Here is a 14728-nt window from a genome sequence, read left to right as displayed (position 1 = left end):
TGCGTCGATGGCAGAGTTGTTGATCCTCACACCCGCCAACGGCGGATCGGCTGATGTACTCCCGGCCCTGGGGCTTCTGTCTCATCGGGTCCGCGTGCTGCCCATGGAACCGTCCGCTCTCGTGGACGCCCCGGATGCCGATGTCGTTCTGCTTGACGCGCGCCGCGACCTGGTCGCCGCCCGTACGACCTGTCGTCTGCTGCATGCCACGGGCCTCACCGTCCCGCTGGTCCTGGTCCTCACGGAGGGCGGCCTCACCGTCGTCACGCACGAGTGGGGCGCGAACGACCTGTTGCTGGAGTCCGCCTCGCCCGCCGAGGTCGAGGCCCGGCTGCGGCTGGTCGTCGAGCATTCGGCACGCGGTCCCGCGGAGGAGTCCCAGCAGGAGATCGCCGCGGGTGATCTCGCGATCGATGCCGGCGGCTACACCGCACGCCTGCGCGGCCGTCCGATCGACCTGACGTACAAGGAGTTCGAGCTCCTCAAGTACCTGGTCCAGCACCCCGGTCGTGTCTTCACCCGCGCGCAGCTCCTCCAGGAGGTCTGGGGCTACGACTACTACGGCGGCACCCGCACGGTGGACGTCCACGTGCGCCGCCTGCGCGCCAAGCTCGGCCCCGAGCACGAGCAACTCATCGGCACCGTCCGCAACGTCGGCTACCGGTTCGACCCACCCAAGGAGCGCACCGCGGAGGCGGACGACGCCGACGACACGACGCCGGGCGACAAGGCCGCCGAGACGGACAAGCCCGCCACCGACGCCAAGGAGGCCAAGCCCGCCGGCGACGCCGGTGCGGCGGCCGCGAAGCCCGCGGCCGGGTCCCGCCGGACGTCCTCGCGCAGCACACCGCGGTCCCCGCGGTAGGCCCCGGGGACGCGCCCACACCTGCTGACCTCTTCTCGACCGGGCAAGTTCACCCCACGACCGACCCGCGGCCCGACCACGGAACGGATAGGTTCGAACCGTGACCGTGGCGTCCCGGACTCCGAGCACTCCCCCGAGCGATATCGCCGTCGCGCTGCCCGATGGGCCGTGGCGGCACGAGATGGTGGCCTCGGGCGGGTCCCGGTTCCATGTCGCCGTCGCGGGTCCCGCCGACCGGCTCGCGCCACTGGTCGTGCTCCTGCACGGCTTCCCGCAGTTCTGGTGGGCGTGGCGTCATCAGATCCCCGCGCTGGCCGAGGCCGGCTACCGCGTGGCCGCGATGGACGTGCGCGGTTCCGGCGCCTCGGACAAGCCGCCCGGCGGCTACGACGTCCTGGCACGTGCGAGCGACGTCGCCGGCGTGGTGCGCTCGCTGGGCCGGGAACGTGCCATCGTGGTCGGACACGGCACCGGCGGGGTGCTCGCCTGGGGCGTGGCCGCCCTTCATCCGCGCGTCGTCGCGGGGGTCGCCGCACTGGGGGCCCCGCACCCGGCGCGCGTCGTGGTCTCCGGGCGCGCGGCGCTGACCCCGCTGGCACTGCGGCATCTCGCCTTCTACCAGCTGCCGACACTCCCCGAGAGGGCGCTGACCGGGGGCTCCCTCGTCGCCCAGGTCCTCGCGCACGGCGCGGCGGTGCCGTTCGCTCCGGAAGCCGTGGCCAGGTACCGCGACGTCCTGCGCATCCCGTTCGCGGCACACTCCGCGATGGAGGCCCTGCGCTGGGCGGTCAGGTCCGCGTCGCGCGCCTCGGGACACCAGCTCCGCGCCGCGGTGCGCCGGCCGCTCACGGTCCCGGCACTCCAGGTCCACGGGTCCCTGGACGGCCTGGTCCGGCCGGAGAGCGCGGACCTGGACGCCGCACGCCTGGCGCGCGACTTCCGGTACGACGCCGTCGCGGGCGCGGGCCACTTCCTCCCGGAGGAGGCTCCCGCCGAGGTCACGGAGATCCTGCTGAGCTGGCTCCGCCCGGTGGCGGAGCGTCACGCCCTGGGCCTCGTGGCGCGCTGAGCCGCCGTCGGGGCGGCACGGGCGTCAGCGGGGTCCGGAGGTCCGCACGAGGGCGGCCGCGGCGACCGGGTCCTGCTCGCCGGTCCCCGACGACGGGCACCAGCGCGCCACCGGGCACGCTCCGCAGGCCGGCCGTTTCGCGTGGCACACCCGGCGCCCGTGCCAGACGAGATGGTGGCTGAGCATGACCCAGTCCTTGCGCGGGAACAGCTCGCCCACCGCGTGCTCGACCTTCACCGGATCCTCCTCGGCGGTGAACCCGAGGCGCCGCGCGAGCCGCCCGAAGTGCGTGTCGACGGTGATCCCCGGCACACCGAACGCGTTGCCCAGCACGACGTTCGCCGTCTTGCGCCCCACCCCGGGGAGCGTCACGAGGTCCGCGAGGCGTCCGGGCACCTCTCCACCGAACCGTTCCGCGAGCGCCTTGCCGAGCCCCATGACCGCCTTGGCCTTGGCCCGGAAGAACCCGAGCGGCCGGAGAATCTCCTCCAGCTCCTCAGGGTCCGCCGCCGCGTAGGCCGCGGCGTCCGGGTACCTCGCGAACAGGGCGGGCGTGGTGGCGTTCACCCGCACGTCCGTGGTCTGGGCGCTCAGCACGGTCGCGACGAGCAGTTCGAGGGGCGTGGTGAAGTCCAGCTCGGCACGCGCCTGGGGGTAGGTGTCGGCCAGCACCCGGTCGATCCGCCGGGCACGGCGCACGAGCGCGAGCCGGCTCTCCCCGGTCGGCGTGGTCTCCGGCAGGGCGGCGGTGTCCGACGACGCCACGCACGCCAGACTACCGACCGCCCTGCCCCGCGCGTACGGCAGCGGGGCCGTGGATCCGCGCAGGCGAAGTTCGCGCAAAGTTCCGTGGGGTTGCAGGAACCATCACGTCAGATTCACGGCATAGGCTGGACGACGCTACGACGTCGTATCGGGATTGCATCGGGAGAGCACAGAATGCCGTACACCCATCACCTCCGCGTCTACAAGAGTGCGGAGAACCTCGAGCGCACGGACCAGCTCGCGTGGAAGCTCGCGCAGCTGGCGACCGACCAGGTCGCGCCCACGCCCGAGGTCACGGACATGGTCGTCAACCGCGTCATCGACAACGCGTCGGTCGCGGCGGCCAGCCTGACCCGCCCGCCGGGCGTCGCGTCCCGCGCGCAGGCGGTGGCTCACCCGTACACGCCGGGTGCGACCGTGTTCGGCCTTCCCACGGACCGGACCTTCAGCCCCGAGTGGGCTGCCTGGGCGAACGGCGTCGCCGTGCGGGAGCTCGACTTCCACGACACGTTCCTGGCCGCCGAGTACTCCCATCCGGGCGACAACATCCCGCCGATCCTCGCTGCCGGCCAGCATGCGGGCGCGGACGGTGCCGCTCTGCTGCGGGGGATCGTCACCGGCTACGAGATCCAGGTGGACCTGGTGCGGGCGATCAGCCTGCACAAGCACAAGATCGACCACGTCGCCCACCTCGGGCCGAGCGCGGCGGCCGGTATCGGCACGATGCTCGGTCTCGACACGGAGACGGTGTTCCAGGCGATCGGCCAGGCGCTGCACACCACGACGGCCACCCGTCAGTCCCGCAAGGGTCAGATCTCCACGTGGAAGGCGCACGCGCCGGCGTTCGCGGGCAAGCTCGCGGTCGAGGCGATCGACCGCGCGATGCGCGGCCAGACCTCCCCCGAGCCGATCTACGAGGGCGAGGACGGCGTGGTCGCGTGGCTGCTGGACGGCCCGGACGCGGCGTACGACGTCGTGCTGCCCGGCGCGGGCGAGCCGCGTACCGGCATCCTGGACACGTACACCAAGGAACACTCGGCCGAGTACCAGGCGCAGGCGATCATCGACCTGGCGCGCGCCCTGGGCACCGAACGGCCGGACCTGCGCGACCCGGCGAACATCGAGAGCATCGTGCTGCACACGAGCCATCACACCCACTACGTCATCGGCTCGGGCGCGAACGACCCGCAGAAGTACGATCCGACCGCCTCCCGCGAGACGCTCGACCACTCCGTGCCGTACATCTTCACGGTCGCGCTGCAGGACGGCGGCTGGCACCACGTGGACTCGTACGCACCGGCGCGGGCACAGCGTCCCGACACGGTCGAGCTGTGGCGCAAGGTCACCACCACCGAGGACCCGGCCTGGACGCGCCGCTACCACTCGACGGACCCCGCCGAGAAGGCGTTCGGCGGCCGCGTGGAGATCACCACGGCCTCGGGGGAGAAGATCGTCCGGGAGATCGCCGTCGCCGACGCGCATCCGCTCGGCGCCCGGCCGTTCGCCCGGGAGAACTACGTGGCCAAGTTCCGCACCCTGGCCGAGGGCGTCCTGGAGGACGCGGAGATCACGCGCTTCCTCGATCTGGCCGAGCGTCTGCCGGAGCTCACGCCGGCCGAGGTCCGGGAGCTGACGATCGTCGCGCGCCCGGGGCTCCTGGAGGGCGTGGAGTCGCCGCGCGGGCTGTTCGACATGGCCGGCGTGCCGGCCGCCGCCGGAGCGGAGGCGCGCTGATGCTCTTCAGCCGCGAGACGCCGGCGGCCAAGCGCCGGGCCTTCCGCGAGGCGCTCACCTCGGGTGAGATCCTGCGATTCCCCGGCGCGTTCAATCCGTTGTCCGCGCGCCTGATCGAGGACAAGGGGTTCGACGGCGTGTACGTCTCGGGCGCCGTCCTGTCGGCGGACCTCGGGCTGCCGGACATCGGGCTGACCACCCTGTCGGAGGTGTCCGGCCGCGCGGGCCAGATCGCGCGGGTCACCGACCTGCCCACGCTGGTGGACGCCGACACAGGGTTCGGCGAGCCGATGAACGTCGCCCGCACCGTGCAGACGATGGAGGACGCCGGTGTCGCCGGCATGCACCTGGAGGACCAGGTGAACCCCAAGCGCTGCGGGCACCTGGACGGCAAGGAGGTCGTGGAGCTCGGTGAGGCCGTGCGCCGGGTGCGAGCGGCCGTCGACGGCCGTCGCGACCCGGACTTCCTCATCATGGCGCGCACCGACGTGCGCGGCACCGAGCCGGGCGAGCGCGGGCTGCGTCTCGCGATCGACCGGGCCAAGGCCCTGGCCGACGCCGGCGCGGACGCGATCTTCCCCGAGGCCATGAGGGACCTGTCCGAGTTCGAGGCCGTGGCCTCGGCCCTGGACGTGCCGGTGCTCGCGAACATGACCGAGTTCGGCAAGTCCGAGCTGTTCACCGTGCAGCAGCTGGGCGATGCCGGGGCGCGCATCGTGATCTACCCGGTGACGCTCCTGCGGATGGCGATGGGCGCGGCCGAGCGCGCCCTGGACACGCTGACCGTGGACGGCACGCAGGACGCCGTCGTCGGCGACATGCAGACCCGGGCCCGGCTGTACGAGCTCGTCGACTACGCCGGCTACAACCACTTCGACTCGGCGGTGTTCACCTACGAGCCGGGACAGAACCACCAGCACTGAACCGCTCTCCCCCACCAGCACCTCACGAAGGAGTGACAGCATGACCGCAACCCCCACCAGCGAGATCCGCAAGGGCCTGGCCGGCGTGGTCGCCGACCACAGCGCGATCTCCAAGGTCAACCCAGAGACGAACTCCCTGCTCTACCGCGGGTATCCCGTGCAGGACCTGGCTGCGCGCGTGAGCTTCGAGGAGGTCGCCTACCTGCTGTGGCACGGCGACCTGCCGACGTCGTCGCAGCTCGACGAGCAGACGACGGCAGAGCGCGCGGCCCGTGCCCTGCCGGAGAACATCAGGGCGGCGATCCTGGAACTGCCCGACGACTGCCATCCCATGGACGTGTGCCGCACGGCGGTGTCGATCCTCGGTGCCCACGATCCACAGGCCGAGGATTCCTCCGTGGAGGCCGAGCTCGGCAAGGCGCTGCGGCTGTGGGCGGTCATGCCGTCCGTCGTGGCGCTGGACCAGCGCCGCCGGCGCGGCCAGGAGATCGTGCCGCCGCGCGACGACCTCGGCTACTCGGCGAACTTCCTGTGGATGGCGTTCGGCGAGGAGCCCGAGCCGGCCGTCGTCAAGGCGTTCGAGGCGTCGATGGTGCTGTACGCGGAGCACTCGTTCAACGCCTCGACGTTCACGGCACGTGTCATCACCTCGACGCTCTCGGACCTGCACTCGGCCGTGACCGGCGCGATCGGGGCGCTCAAGGGCCCGCTGCACGGCGGCGCGAACGAGGCCGTGCAGGAAACGTTCGACGAGATCGGGACGGCCGACAAGGCCGTGGCGTGGCTGGAGGACGCCCTCGCGTCGAAGCGGAAGATCATGGGCTTCGGCCACCGTGTGTACAAGCACGGCGACTCGCGCGTGCCGACCATGCGCGCGGTGCTCGGCGACATGGTGGAGCACTACGGCAAGCATGAGGTGCTCGACCTGTACGACACCCTCGAGCAGGCGATGGCCGAACGCAAGAACATCAAGCCGAACCTGGACTACCCGGCCGGCCCGGCCTACCACCTGATGGGCTTCGACACGAACATCTTCACACCGCTGTTCGTGGCGTCGCGCATCACCGGCTGGACCGCGCACATCATGGAGCAGCGGGCAGCGAATGCCCTGATCCGTCCGGTGTGCGAGTACAACGGACCCGAGGAACGTCAGGTCCCCTGACCCTGTCGTGTGCCGCGCCACGCCGCGGAAAGCACCTCGATCGAGGTGTTTTCGCGGATCGTGCGGCACACTGGGTACTGGAACAACCCACGGACCGCAGGATGCCGCGCCGGTGATCACCACGCGCGCAGGCTCCTGGTCCCCGACGAGTGAGGACATCACTGGTGGACGACGAGGTCGTACTCTCAGCACCCCTGTTCGCGGACATGGAGAGCGGTGAGTCGCGCGCGCTCTTCGAGTCGATGGTCCCGGTGGACCTGGTCCGTGGCGACGTTCTCTTCCGGGAGGGCGAGCCCGGAGACCGGCTCTATGTCATCGCCTCGGGCAAGATCAAGCTCGGCCGCCGCTCCGCCGACGGCCGCGAGAACCTGTTGTCGATCCTTGGCCCGGGCGAGATGTTCGGGGAGCTGTCGCTCTTCGACCCGGGCCCGCGCACGGCGTCGGCGTCGTCCGTGTCGGACGCCCTGGTCTACGAACTGCGCCACGACGCGCTGGTGAAGTGGATCGGCGAGCACCCGACCGTCTCGATGCAGCTGCTCGGCGCGCTCGCGCGGCGCCTGCGCCGCACCAACGAGACCCTGGCGGACCTGGTCTTCTCCGACGTGCCAGGCCGCGTGGCCAAGGCGCTGCTGGACCTGTCGACCCGTTTCGGCGAGCCGAACGACGACGGCGTGCGCGTGGCTCACGACCTCACGCAGGAGGAGCTGGCCCAGCTCGTCGGCGCCTCACGCGAGACGGTGAACAAGGCCCTGGCGGACTTCGCCACCCGCGGCTGGGTCCGCCGCGAGGGACGCGCCGTCGTGCTGCTGGACATGGACCGGCTGGAGCGGCGCGCGCGCTGAGACGTCTCCCGCCGATTGCACCCGATGGCCCGGACCTGAACGGTCCGGGCCATTGTCGTCGGCGGGCTCCTTCTCACGCGCCCTCGAACCTGTACCCCAGCCCCCGGACCGTGTGGATGAAGCGAGGGCTCGCCGGGCTGTCGCCGAGCTTGCGCCGGACGTTGGCCACGTGCACCTCGACCGTACGGTGATCCGCCTCCGAGACCCGGCCTCCGTAGCGGTACTGGTCCGGCCAGAGCAGGGCCGCGAGATCACCCTTGGCCACCGTCCGCCCGTGCGCGTCGTGGAGGGCGGCGAGGAGCTCGAACTCCGTGCGCGTGAGCTGGACGAGCTCGCCGCCCAGCCGGACCGTGCGGCGTGCGGTGTCGACCTCGAGCTCCCCGTTGGACGCCCCGGACGCGGGACCGTTCGACGGTTCCGGAGCCGACGTCGTGGACCGGCCGGCACGGCGCAGGAGCGCGTCGACGCGCGCGCGGAGCTCGCGCGGCCGGAACGGCTTGGTGACGTACTCGTCGGCGCCCACCTCAAGACCCATGAGCGTGTCGGGTTCGGCGACCCGGCCGGTGAGCATGACCACGACGGTGTCGGAGAAGGTCCGCAGCCGCCGCACGACCTCGAACCCGTCGATGTCGGGCAGGGCGACGTCGACGGTCGTCACGATGGGCTCATGGGCCCTGACCAGTGCCACTCCCTGCGCACCGGTGGTCGCGGGATGGACGGTGAACCCGGCCTGTCGCAGCGTGAACTCGATGAGTGCGCGGATGTCGTCGTCATCCTCCACGACGACCGCAACACCTCGATCACCGGTCTCGTCCATCTGTCGAACGTAGCAACGACAGCGCCGCGCCGCCGTCCCAAGACGGTGCCCACGGCGTTGTCCACAGGGAGATGAGGCGACGTCATGCGCTCGGCCTTCGACCACGATGCCACACGGAAGGGTGCTTGCCACGATGATGACGGTGACAAGCACCCTTCCGGTGCGCGGAGATCACGCTTCCCTGCGAGGAATGATCCGTCGTACGGCTACTCCGGCTGCGACCAGCGCGAATGACGCCAGTCCGATCCACAGCAGGTTCTCGGGACCGGTAGAGGCCAGGGCTGCTGCACCTCCACCTCCAAGCGTGCCCAGTGCTGCTCCGTTGTACATTGTCACCATCTCCTCTCTCGGTTCATCACAGAGTCCAGATACGCCTTCCCATGACATACCTGAAGAAACATGTCGAACGGCAGTTCGTAGAGCGTTCCTGCGATCATCTGCCTGACCGGTCCTCGGTCCCGCAGAGTGATAATGCGCTCCAGGGCGAAAACTCCGGTCAGCGCCAGCCAGAACGGGTGGATGTGCAGTGATCCATACGCTGCGAGGGACCAAATGATTGTCCCCAGATAGGCCAGGGTCACCAGGATTCCCACCATGGTCAGCAGTTGCCGGCCCCAGTAGGGCGCGGTGACACGCGTCAGGCCGTACTGGACGCAGTTCTCGATCGCGCCTCGCTTCCAGCGGAGCCGCTGGTTCCAGAGCTCCCGCCAGGTCGGCATCACTTCGGTGGTCAGCGTGCAGCCCTTGGGCGACAGGATCTTGTAGCCGAGGTGCATCAACGCGAACGAGATCTCGTTGTCCTCCGTCAGCACCGTCGTGTCGTAGATGCCGCCGCGCCCGTCCCCGGCGGGGATCTCACCCGACAGCCTCGCCGTCTGCACGTCCCGCAGCGTCGAGGCGCGAAACACGGCCGCCGTGCCGGTGACGACCAGACACTTCCCCTTGAGGCGCCGTACGTCGCGCGCGTATCGCGCATACTCGTTGCGCTGCAGATGACCGACGAATCCTCCGCCGTCCTGGCCGCGGAACACCCCTCCGGCCGCCCCGAGCCGGTCGTCGGCAGCGAGGTGAGAGAGTGCGCTCTCGATGAACTCGGGGTCCAGCACGCTGTCCGCGTCCTGCACCAGCACGAAGTCATCTTCCTGGAGCCGAGGAAGCACCGTGGACAGGGCCTGGTTGAGCGCTCCGGCCTTCTTGTGGCTGTTCCCGACCGTTTCGGTGACGTTGGCGCCGGCGCGCTTCGCGAGCTCGACCGTGTCGTCCGTCGAGTTGTCCGAGACAACGAGTACCTCGTCGGGCGGCCGGGTCTGGCGGCTCAGTGCCGTGACGGTCTCGGTGATCCCCTCCGACTCGTTGTGCGCGGGGATCAGGACCACGACGCGGCCATGGACCGAATGCTCCGGCGAGGGTTCCGCGATCACGGCCGCGTCGTGCGAGCCACCGTATTCGCCGGAAATTCCCTCGCTGCGGGCGGGAGCCTGCAGAATGGCACTCGAGTAAGGCATGACGGCATTCACCGAGCGGCTTTCCGAACGCCCGGGGCCGAATGACCACGAATGTATTTCCGAGTGGTCGGAAGAACGCGCGAGTCCGTACGGCTCGTCAAGAACGCCTTGGCACCTGCTCAGCTCGCAGGAGCGTTGGATCTCCGCCATGGCGATGCCTCTCGTGAGTATCTGAATGGCTGATTCCAGCCTGCGATCCAGAACTCAACGCCCAGCCGAAGATCCTCAAGAACGGCTCAAGGTTTCCCTTGAGGCTCTTGAGGTTGTTGAGGCATTTCAGAAAACCCGTGGAGCAGGTTTACCCGGCTCTCGTCCGGGCTTTTCAGAACCGTCTTCCACGACCAGGGAACGCATCGACACCGCACCCGCCCGGCGGGTGATCAGAGCGGCAGGCGAGCGGGAACCCGCCCCGTGTTCTCTCGCCGCCTGGCCCGACGGGCCCGCAGGCTCCGAGGCGTGCCGGGCGAGCTGTGCCAGGCGAGTTGTGCCAGGCGAGTTGTGCCAGGCGGGCTGTGCCAGGGCAGCGCCGACTGCGCGCATGTCCTACGGCGCGCATGTCTTACGGCGCCGTTCGCGGAGATCACGACGCCAGTCGTGACCGCCTTCGGCAGCTACGGCCTCGCCGAGGCCCTCGCGTCTCGCAGGCCTAGGGTCACGCCGCCCTGGCGGTGAGGGTGAGGAGCGTGGCCTCCGGTCGGCAGGCGAAGCGGAGCTGCCAGTACGGGGACGTTCCGGCACCGGCGGACACCTGGAGCCAGGTCGAGTCCTCACCACCTGGCTCGTCCGGGCGCGGGCCCGGCCAGCCGTGCAGGCCAGAGGCGCGTCCGCGGTCCAGGTCGCAGTTCGTGACGAGCGCGCCGATACCCGGAAGGCAGAGCTGGCCGCCGTGGGTGTGCCCGGCGAGGATCAGGTCCGCGCCGTCGGCCCGGAGCTGGTTGAGTACGCGCAGATATGGCGCGTGCACCACTCCGAGGCGAAGCAGGGTGTCCCGCTCACCACGGACGCCGTCCGAGCCGGTCGCACCACGCGAACGTGAGGCGTCGGCGTCGGCGGAGATCGGGCCCGCCGCTCGCGGCTCCGGCATGACGTCGCGGTCCAGGTGCGGATCGTCCATGCCCACCAGATCGAGCTCCCGGCCGTCGCGCAGCGTGATCGTGTCGCGACGGTTCGTCAGGTCCGCCCAGCCGGCCTCGCGGAACGCCTTCGCCAGTGACTCCGTGGGGAGCGGCACGAGATCGTCGCGTTGAACACGGGCGTCGGGCAGCAGGTAGCGCGCCGGGCTCTTGAACGTGGGCGCGAAGTAGTCGTTCGAGCCCATCACGAACGCACCCGGCACCTCCATGAGCGGCCCCAGCACGTCCAGCAGCGGCGCGAGTGCCCGCAGGTGGCCGAAGTTGTCGCCGGTGTTGACCACGACGTCCGGCGCAAGGCCCGCGAGTGAGCGCACCCAGTCCTGCTTGGTGTGCTGCGACGGGGTGAGGTGCAGGTCGCTGAGGTGCAGCACCCGGACGGGAGGCTGCCCGGGCGGCAGCACCGGGACCGTGCAGCGGCGCACCGTGAACAGCTTCGACTCAAGATGTGCGTAGGCGAGACCTGCGGCGCCTGCTGCGCCGACGGCCGCGAGGGCGGTCAGCGCGGTGCGTGCGGCCACCGGTCAGCCGTCCGACCCGGTGCCACCACCGTTGTCGGCGCCACCACCGGCGTCACCGGCCGGTGTGGTGTCACCGGATCCGCCGTTGTCACCGCCGCCCTCACCGGTGTCGCCGCCGTCGTCCGCAGGCTTGGGCGGCGTGGGAGCCCTGCCGACCAGGCTCGGGTCCGGGCCGGGGAAGTCCAGCGGCGCCAGGTCGGCCGTGGCCTCCGACATGTACAGGTCCCAGGCGGGAAGGGCGAGCGAGCTGCCGTACAGCACGGAGTACGGCTGACCGGGCTTCTCGTAGTTGTACTTGCCACCGTTGACCATGATCCCGAAGTGCTGCACGTTCCCCCGTGCCTCTCCGACCCACACGGACGTGGAGAGGTTCGGGGTGTATCCGGTGAACCAGCTCTGGAACCCCTTCTGCGTGGTTCCGGTCTTTCCCGCCACCGGACGAGTCGCGGCGAACCGGTCCTTGACCCAGAATCCCGTCCCCCACGGCTTGCCCGTGAAGACCTTGGTCATGGCGTACGCGACCGTGTTCGCCACATTCGGCTCGAGCGTCTGCTTGCAGCCCGCCTTGGGCACGTCCAGCTCCTCACCACGACGCGTCTTCACCGACAGCACGGCGATCGGCCTGCAGTACACCCCCCTCGCAGCGAACGTCGAGTAGGCCGCCGCCTGGTAGAGGGGCGTCGTCTCCTGGGTGCCCAGCGTCATGGCGGGGTTGACGAAGATGTCCACCGGACGGGCCTCACCCTCGATCGGCGTACCGTCCTGCTGCTGCGACGGGCGGTAGCCGGCGTCGTAGGCCGCCTGGCGGACGCCGCAGAGATTCATCCGCTGGGACATGCGTGCGTACACGGTGTTCACCGACTGGTAGGTACCCTGCGCGACCGTCATCGAGCTGCTCGACGCGTTCTCCGCGTTCTGCACCGACCAGTCCGCACCCGAGAGCGAGGAGTTCTCGCACCCTCCCGAGAACGAGGACTGGGGCAGGGTGACCGCGGTGGCAGGAAGCACGTCGTTCAGGTGGTGCCCGCTCCGCAACCACTCCGTGAGCACGAACGGCTTGAAGTTCGATCCCGGCTGGAACCCCTTGGAGCCACCGTGGAGATAGTCCGCCGAGAAGTTCAGGGCCGTGTGCAGCGGCTTGGGGTCCCCTGACGCGTCGTACGGCTTGTTCTGCGCCATGGCGAGGATCTTTCCGGTCCCCGGCTCCACCGAGGTGATCGCCGCGTCCAGACCGCTCGGGTCATCTGTCGGAACCACCTCGACGATGTTCTTGGCGGCGGCCTTCTGCTTCTTGATGTCGAGGGTCGTCACGATGTCGACCCCGCCTTGGTAGAGAAGCTTGTACCGGTCCTCCCGCGTCTCGCCGAACTCCTTGCTCTGCAGGAACTCCTTGATCACGTAGTCGCAGAAGAACGCCGATCCGGCGGGCGCTTCCTCGCAGCCGAGCTGCAGCTTGCGCGGCTTGAGCGTGTCCTCGACCGGAATCACCTTCGCCTCCTGGTACTCCTTGTCGGAGATGTACCCGAGACCCCACATCTTGTTCAGGACGATGTTGCGGCGTTCCTCGTTGGTCTCCGGGTTCGACAGCGGGTCGAACCGGCTCGGCTCCTTGGTGATCCCGGCGATCGTCGCGGCCTCCACGACGTTCAGGTCAGCCGCGTCCTTGTTGAAGTAGCGCTGCGCGGCCACCTGGACCCCGTAGATGCTGACGCCGAACTGCGCGACGTTCAGGTACCCCTCGAGGATCTCGTCCTTGCTCATCTTCTTCTCGATGGCGATCGAGAGCTTCGCCTCGCGGATCTTGCGCTGGACCGAGTCCTCCCGGGCATCGAGGATGCCGAACGGGTCGCCCTCCTTGAGGGCCTCCTCGATGAGCGAGTTCTTCACGTACTGCTGCGTCAGCGTCGACGCACCCTGCTGGGCGGCACCGGAGGCGTTGCTCACGGCAGCGCGGGCGATGCCCTGCGGGTCCACGCCGTTGTGCTCGTAGAAGCGCTCGTCCTCGATCGCGATGGCCGCGTGCTGCATGTCCGTCGAGATCTTCTTGAGCGGCACCACGATGCGGTTCTGCTCGTAGACCCGGGCCAGCAGCGTCTTCCCGTCGCTCGCGAAGATGCGCGACTGCTCGGACAGCGGCGTCAGCTCCAGCTCGTCGGGCACTTCGTTGAACAGCTCCATGCCGGCGTCCACCGTCGTGTCGGTCCCCGCAGCGAGCGGGATGAGCATCCCGGCTCCGATGAGCCCGCCGGCACCGGCGGTGAGGACGAAGGCGAGAAGCAGGGCTATCAGCTGCGTGGCGGGGATCTTGCGCGTGATCCGCCGCGGCTCGGAGCTCAGGGGGTGGGCCGGCGACATGGTCCCCAGGGTAGTGGGCGAGGCTGCGATCACACGCTGAACAGGGACCCGTGTGGTGTGGGGGTCGTGTGTACGGTGCCCGCCCTCACGCCGGGCTACCATCGGCCCCATGGCAACCACGTGGGAGTACTCGACGATCCCCCTCCTGATCCACAACACCAAGGCCGTCCTCGACCAGTGGGGCTCGGACGGCTGGGAGCTCGTCCAGGTCGTTCCCGGTCCCGACGGCACCGGGCTCGTCGCCTACCTCAAGCGCCCGACGGGCGAGCAGTGAGCGCGGAGCAGCGGCTCACCGATCTCGGCATCGAGCTGCCCGACGTCGTTCCGCCGGTCGCCTCGTACGTCCCCGCGGTCCGCACGGGGCAGTACGTGTACACCTCCGGCCAGCTCCCGATGGCCGACGGCGCCCTCCTCGCGACCGGCAAGGTCGGCGAGGGCGAAGGTCTCGTCGATCCCGCGCGGGCCGCGGACCTGGCCCGCACGTGCGCCCTGAACGCCCTGGCCGCCGTCCGGTCGCTCACCGGCAGCCTCGACTCCGTGGCACGCGTGGTGAAGGTGGTCGGCTTCGTCGCGAGCGACCCGTCGTTCACCGCGCAGCCCGCCGTGATCAACGGCGCCAGCAACGTCCTGGGCGAGATCTTCGGCGACCCCCACGCACGCTCCGCCGTCGGTGTCGCCGTCCTTCCCCTGGACGCCCCGGTCGAGGTCGAGATCGTGGTCGAACTCGCCTGACGGAGGCGTGATCCGGCTCACCGCTATTTCGGTTTCGTGCCTGGCCCTCGCGTCGGCTATGCTGAGCAGGCTTCCGGGGCCTGAGGGCTCACGGTGAGCAATCCGGGGTGTGGCGCAGCTTGGTAGCGCGCCTCGTTCGGGACGAGGAGGTCGCAGGTTCAAATCCTGTCACCCCGACCTTTGTGATGTCGCAGGACATCGGAATGGCCTGAACCCACGTTTGTGGGTTCAGGCCATTTGTCATGTGCGGGGTGGGTTGCCGCGTGGCTGGTAGTCGCGGGTGAGGTCGATGGTGAGTTCTCGGAGGA

The 14728-nt window shown here is 69.8% G+C and carries 13 protein-coding genes and 1 tRNA gene; 9 read left to right on the top strand and 5 right to left on the bottom strand.

Annotated elements, in window-relative coordinates; genetic code table 11:
- The first annotated feature begins 7 nt into the window (after positions 1-7).
- Together HGK34_RS17760 and HGK34_RS17755 are read left to right on the top strand one after the other, a co-directional pair.
- On the top strand, positions 8-865 hold the full coding sequence (locus HGK34_RS17760) for a winged helix-turn-helix transcriptional regulator (RefSeq protein ID WP_372433153.1): 858 nt from the start codon (positions 8-10) through the stop codon (positions 863-865).
- Positions 866-965: 100 nt separating this feature from the next.
- Complete coding sequence (locus HGK34_RS17755) at positions 966-1934, top strand: alpha/beta fold hydrolase (protein ID WP_307816063.1); 969 nt, start codon at positions 966-968, stop codon at positions 1932-1934.
- 24 nt (positions 1935-1958) lie between these two features.
- On the opposite strand, the gene nth is transcribed toward HGK34_RS17755, so the two are convergent.
- Positions 1959-2699: an endonuclease III gene (gene nth / locus HGK34_RS17750; RefSeq protein WP_307816061.1), complete on the bottom strand. Its 741-nt coding sequence runs from the start codon at positions 2697-2699 to the stop codon at positions 1959-1961.
- Positions 2700-2873: 174 nt separating this feature from the next.
- Between nth and HGK34_RS17745 the strand changes: the two genes are divergently transcribed.
- The 4 genes from HGK34_RS17745 to HGK34_RS17730 all read left to right on the top strand — a co-directional run bounded on the left by HGK34_RS17745 (position 2874) and on the right by HGK34_RS17730 (position 7360).
- The gene (locus HGK34_RS17745; RefSeq protein WP_201849856.1) at positions 2874-4433 is read left to right on the top strand and encodes an MmgE/PrpD family protein; all 1560 of its coding nucleotides are present in this window, start codon (positions 2874-2876) and stop codon (positions 4431-4433) included.
- Complete coding sequence (gene prpB, locus HGK34_RS17740) at positions 4433-5356, top strand: methylisocitrate lyase (RefSeq protein WP_201849854.1); 924 nt, start codon at positions 4433-4435, stop codon at positions 5354-5356. The genes HGK34_RS17745 and prpB overlap by 1 nt, the downstream gene beginning before the upstream one ends.
- Before the next feature lie 40 nt (positions 5357-5396).
- Positions 5397-6518 (top strand): bifunctional 2-methylcitrate synthase/citrate synthase, encoded by a 1122-nt coding sequence (locus tag HGK34_RS17735; RefSeq protein ID WP_201849852.1) that lies wholly within the window; start codon positions 5397-5399, stop codon positions 6516-6518.
- 164 nt (positions 6519-6682) lie between these two features.
- Positions 6683-7360, top strand: coding sequence for a Crp/Fnr family transcriptional regulator (locus tag HGK34_RS17730; RefSeq protein ID WP_307816059.1), 678 nt, complete (start codon positions 6683-6685; stop codon positions 7358-7360).
- Positions 7361-7433: 73 nt separating this feature from the next.
- Here HGK34_RS17730 and HGK34_RS17725 read toward each other — a convergent pair whose 3' ends face one another.
- The 4 genes from HGK34_RS17725 to HGK34_RS17710 all read right to left on the bottom strand — a co-directional run bounded on the left by HGK34_RS17725 (position 7434) and on the right by HGK34_RS17710 (position 13688).
- Positions 7434-8177 carry a response regulator transcription factor gene (locus HGK34_RS17725; protein WP_201849850.1) on the bottom strand — a complete coding sequence of 248 codons (744 nt, stop codon included), beginning with the start codon at positions 8175-8177 and terminating at the stop codon, positions 7434-7436.
- 332 nt (positions 8178-8509) lie between these two features.
- Positions 8510-9832, bottom strand: a complete 1323-nt coding sequence (locus HGK34_RS17720; protein WP_244666897.1) for a glycosyltransferase family 2 protein — start codon at positions 9830-9832, stop codon at positions 8510-8512.
- A gap of 502 nt (positions 9833-10334) precedes the next feature.
- Entirely contained in the window at positions 10335-11333 is a 999-nt protein-coding gene (locus tag HGK34_RS17715; protein WP_201849848.1) for a metallophosphoesterase, read from the bottom strand.
- A gap of 3 nt (positions 11334-11336) precedes the next feature.
- The gene (locus HGK34_RS17710) at positions 11337-13688 is read right to left on the bottom strand and encodes a transglycosylase domain-containing protein (RefSeq protein WP_201849846.1); all 2352 of its coding nucleotides are present in this window, start codon (positions 13686-13688) and stop codon (positions 11337-11339) included.
- A gap of 109 nt (positions 13689-13797) precedes the next feature.
- Between HGK34_RS17710 and sp36 the strand changes: the two genes are divergently transcribed.
- The 3 genes from sp36 (at position 13798) to HGK34_RS17695 (ending at position 14597) form a co-directional block, all read left to right on the top strand.
- Positions 13798-13962: a Sp36 family protein gene (sp36, locus tag HGK34_RS17705; RefSeq protein ID WP_170176929.1), complete on the top strand. Its 165-nt coding sequence runs from the start codon at positions 13798-13800 to the stop codon at positions 13960-13962.
- Entirely contained in the window at positions 13959-14420 is a 462-nt protein-coding gene (locus HGK34_RS17700; protein ID WP_201849844.1) for a RidA family protein, read from the top strand. The genes sp36 and HGK34_RS17700 overlap by 4 nt, the downstream gene beginning before the upstream one ends.
- 103 nt (positions 14421-14523) lie before the next feature.
- Positions 14524-14597: transfer RNA gene (locus HGK34_RS17695), tRNA-Pro, on the top strand.
- Positions 14598-14728 lie beyond the last annotated feature (131 nt).

It is taken from the genome of Myceligenerans indicum (genome assembly GCF_016742955.1).
Classification (GTDB): Bacteria; Actinomycetota; Actinomycetes; order Actinomycetales; family Cellulomonadaceae; genus Myceligenerans; species Myceligenerans indicum.
Note: the sequence above shows the minus strand (reverse complement) of the source record. Positions and strands in the feature narration are given on the sequence as shown.

What these genes read in the sequence shown, in the direction of transcription:
- sp36 (WP_170176929.1), top strand. Translation starts at nt 13,798, where the DNA reads ATGGCAACCACGTGGGAGTACTCGACGATCCCCCTCCTGATCCACAAC.
- HGK34_RS17735 (WP_201849852.1), top strand. Translation starts at nt 5,397, where the DNA reads ATGACCGCAACCCCCACCAGCGAGATCCGCAAGGGCCTGGCCGGCGTG.
- prpB (WP_201849854.1), top strand. Translation starts at nt 4,433, where the DNA reads ATGCTCTTCAGCCGCGAGACGCCGGCGGCCAAGCGCCGGGCCTTCCGC.
- HGK34_RS17720 (WP_244666897.1), bottom strand. Translation starts at nt 9,832, where the DNA reads ATGGCGGAGATCCAACGCTCCTGCGAGCTGAGCAGGTGCCAAGGCGTT.
- HGK34_RS17745 (WP_201849856.1), top strand. Translation starts at nt 2,874, where the DNA reads ATGCCGTACACCCATCACCTCCGCGTCTACAAGAGTGCGGAGAACCTC.
- HGK34_RS17710 (WP_201849846.1), bottom strand. Translation starts at nt 13,688, where the DNA reads ATGTCGCCGGCCCACCCCCTGAGCTCCGAGCCGCGGCGGATCACGCGC.
- HGK34_RS17760 (WP_372433153.1), top strand. Translation starts at nt 8, where the DNA reads ATGGCAGAGTTGTTGATCCTCACACCCGCCAACGGCGGATCGGCTGAT.
- HGK34_RS17725 (WP_201849850.1), bottom strand. Translation starts at nt 8,177, where the DNA reads ATGGACGAGACCGGTGATCGAGGTGTTGCGGTCGTCGTGGAGGATGAC.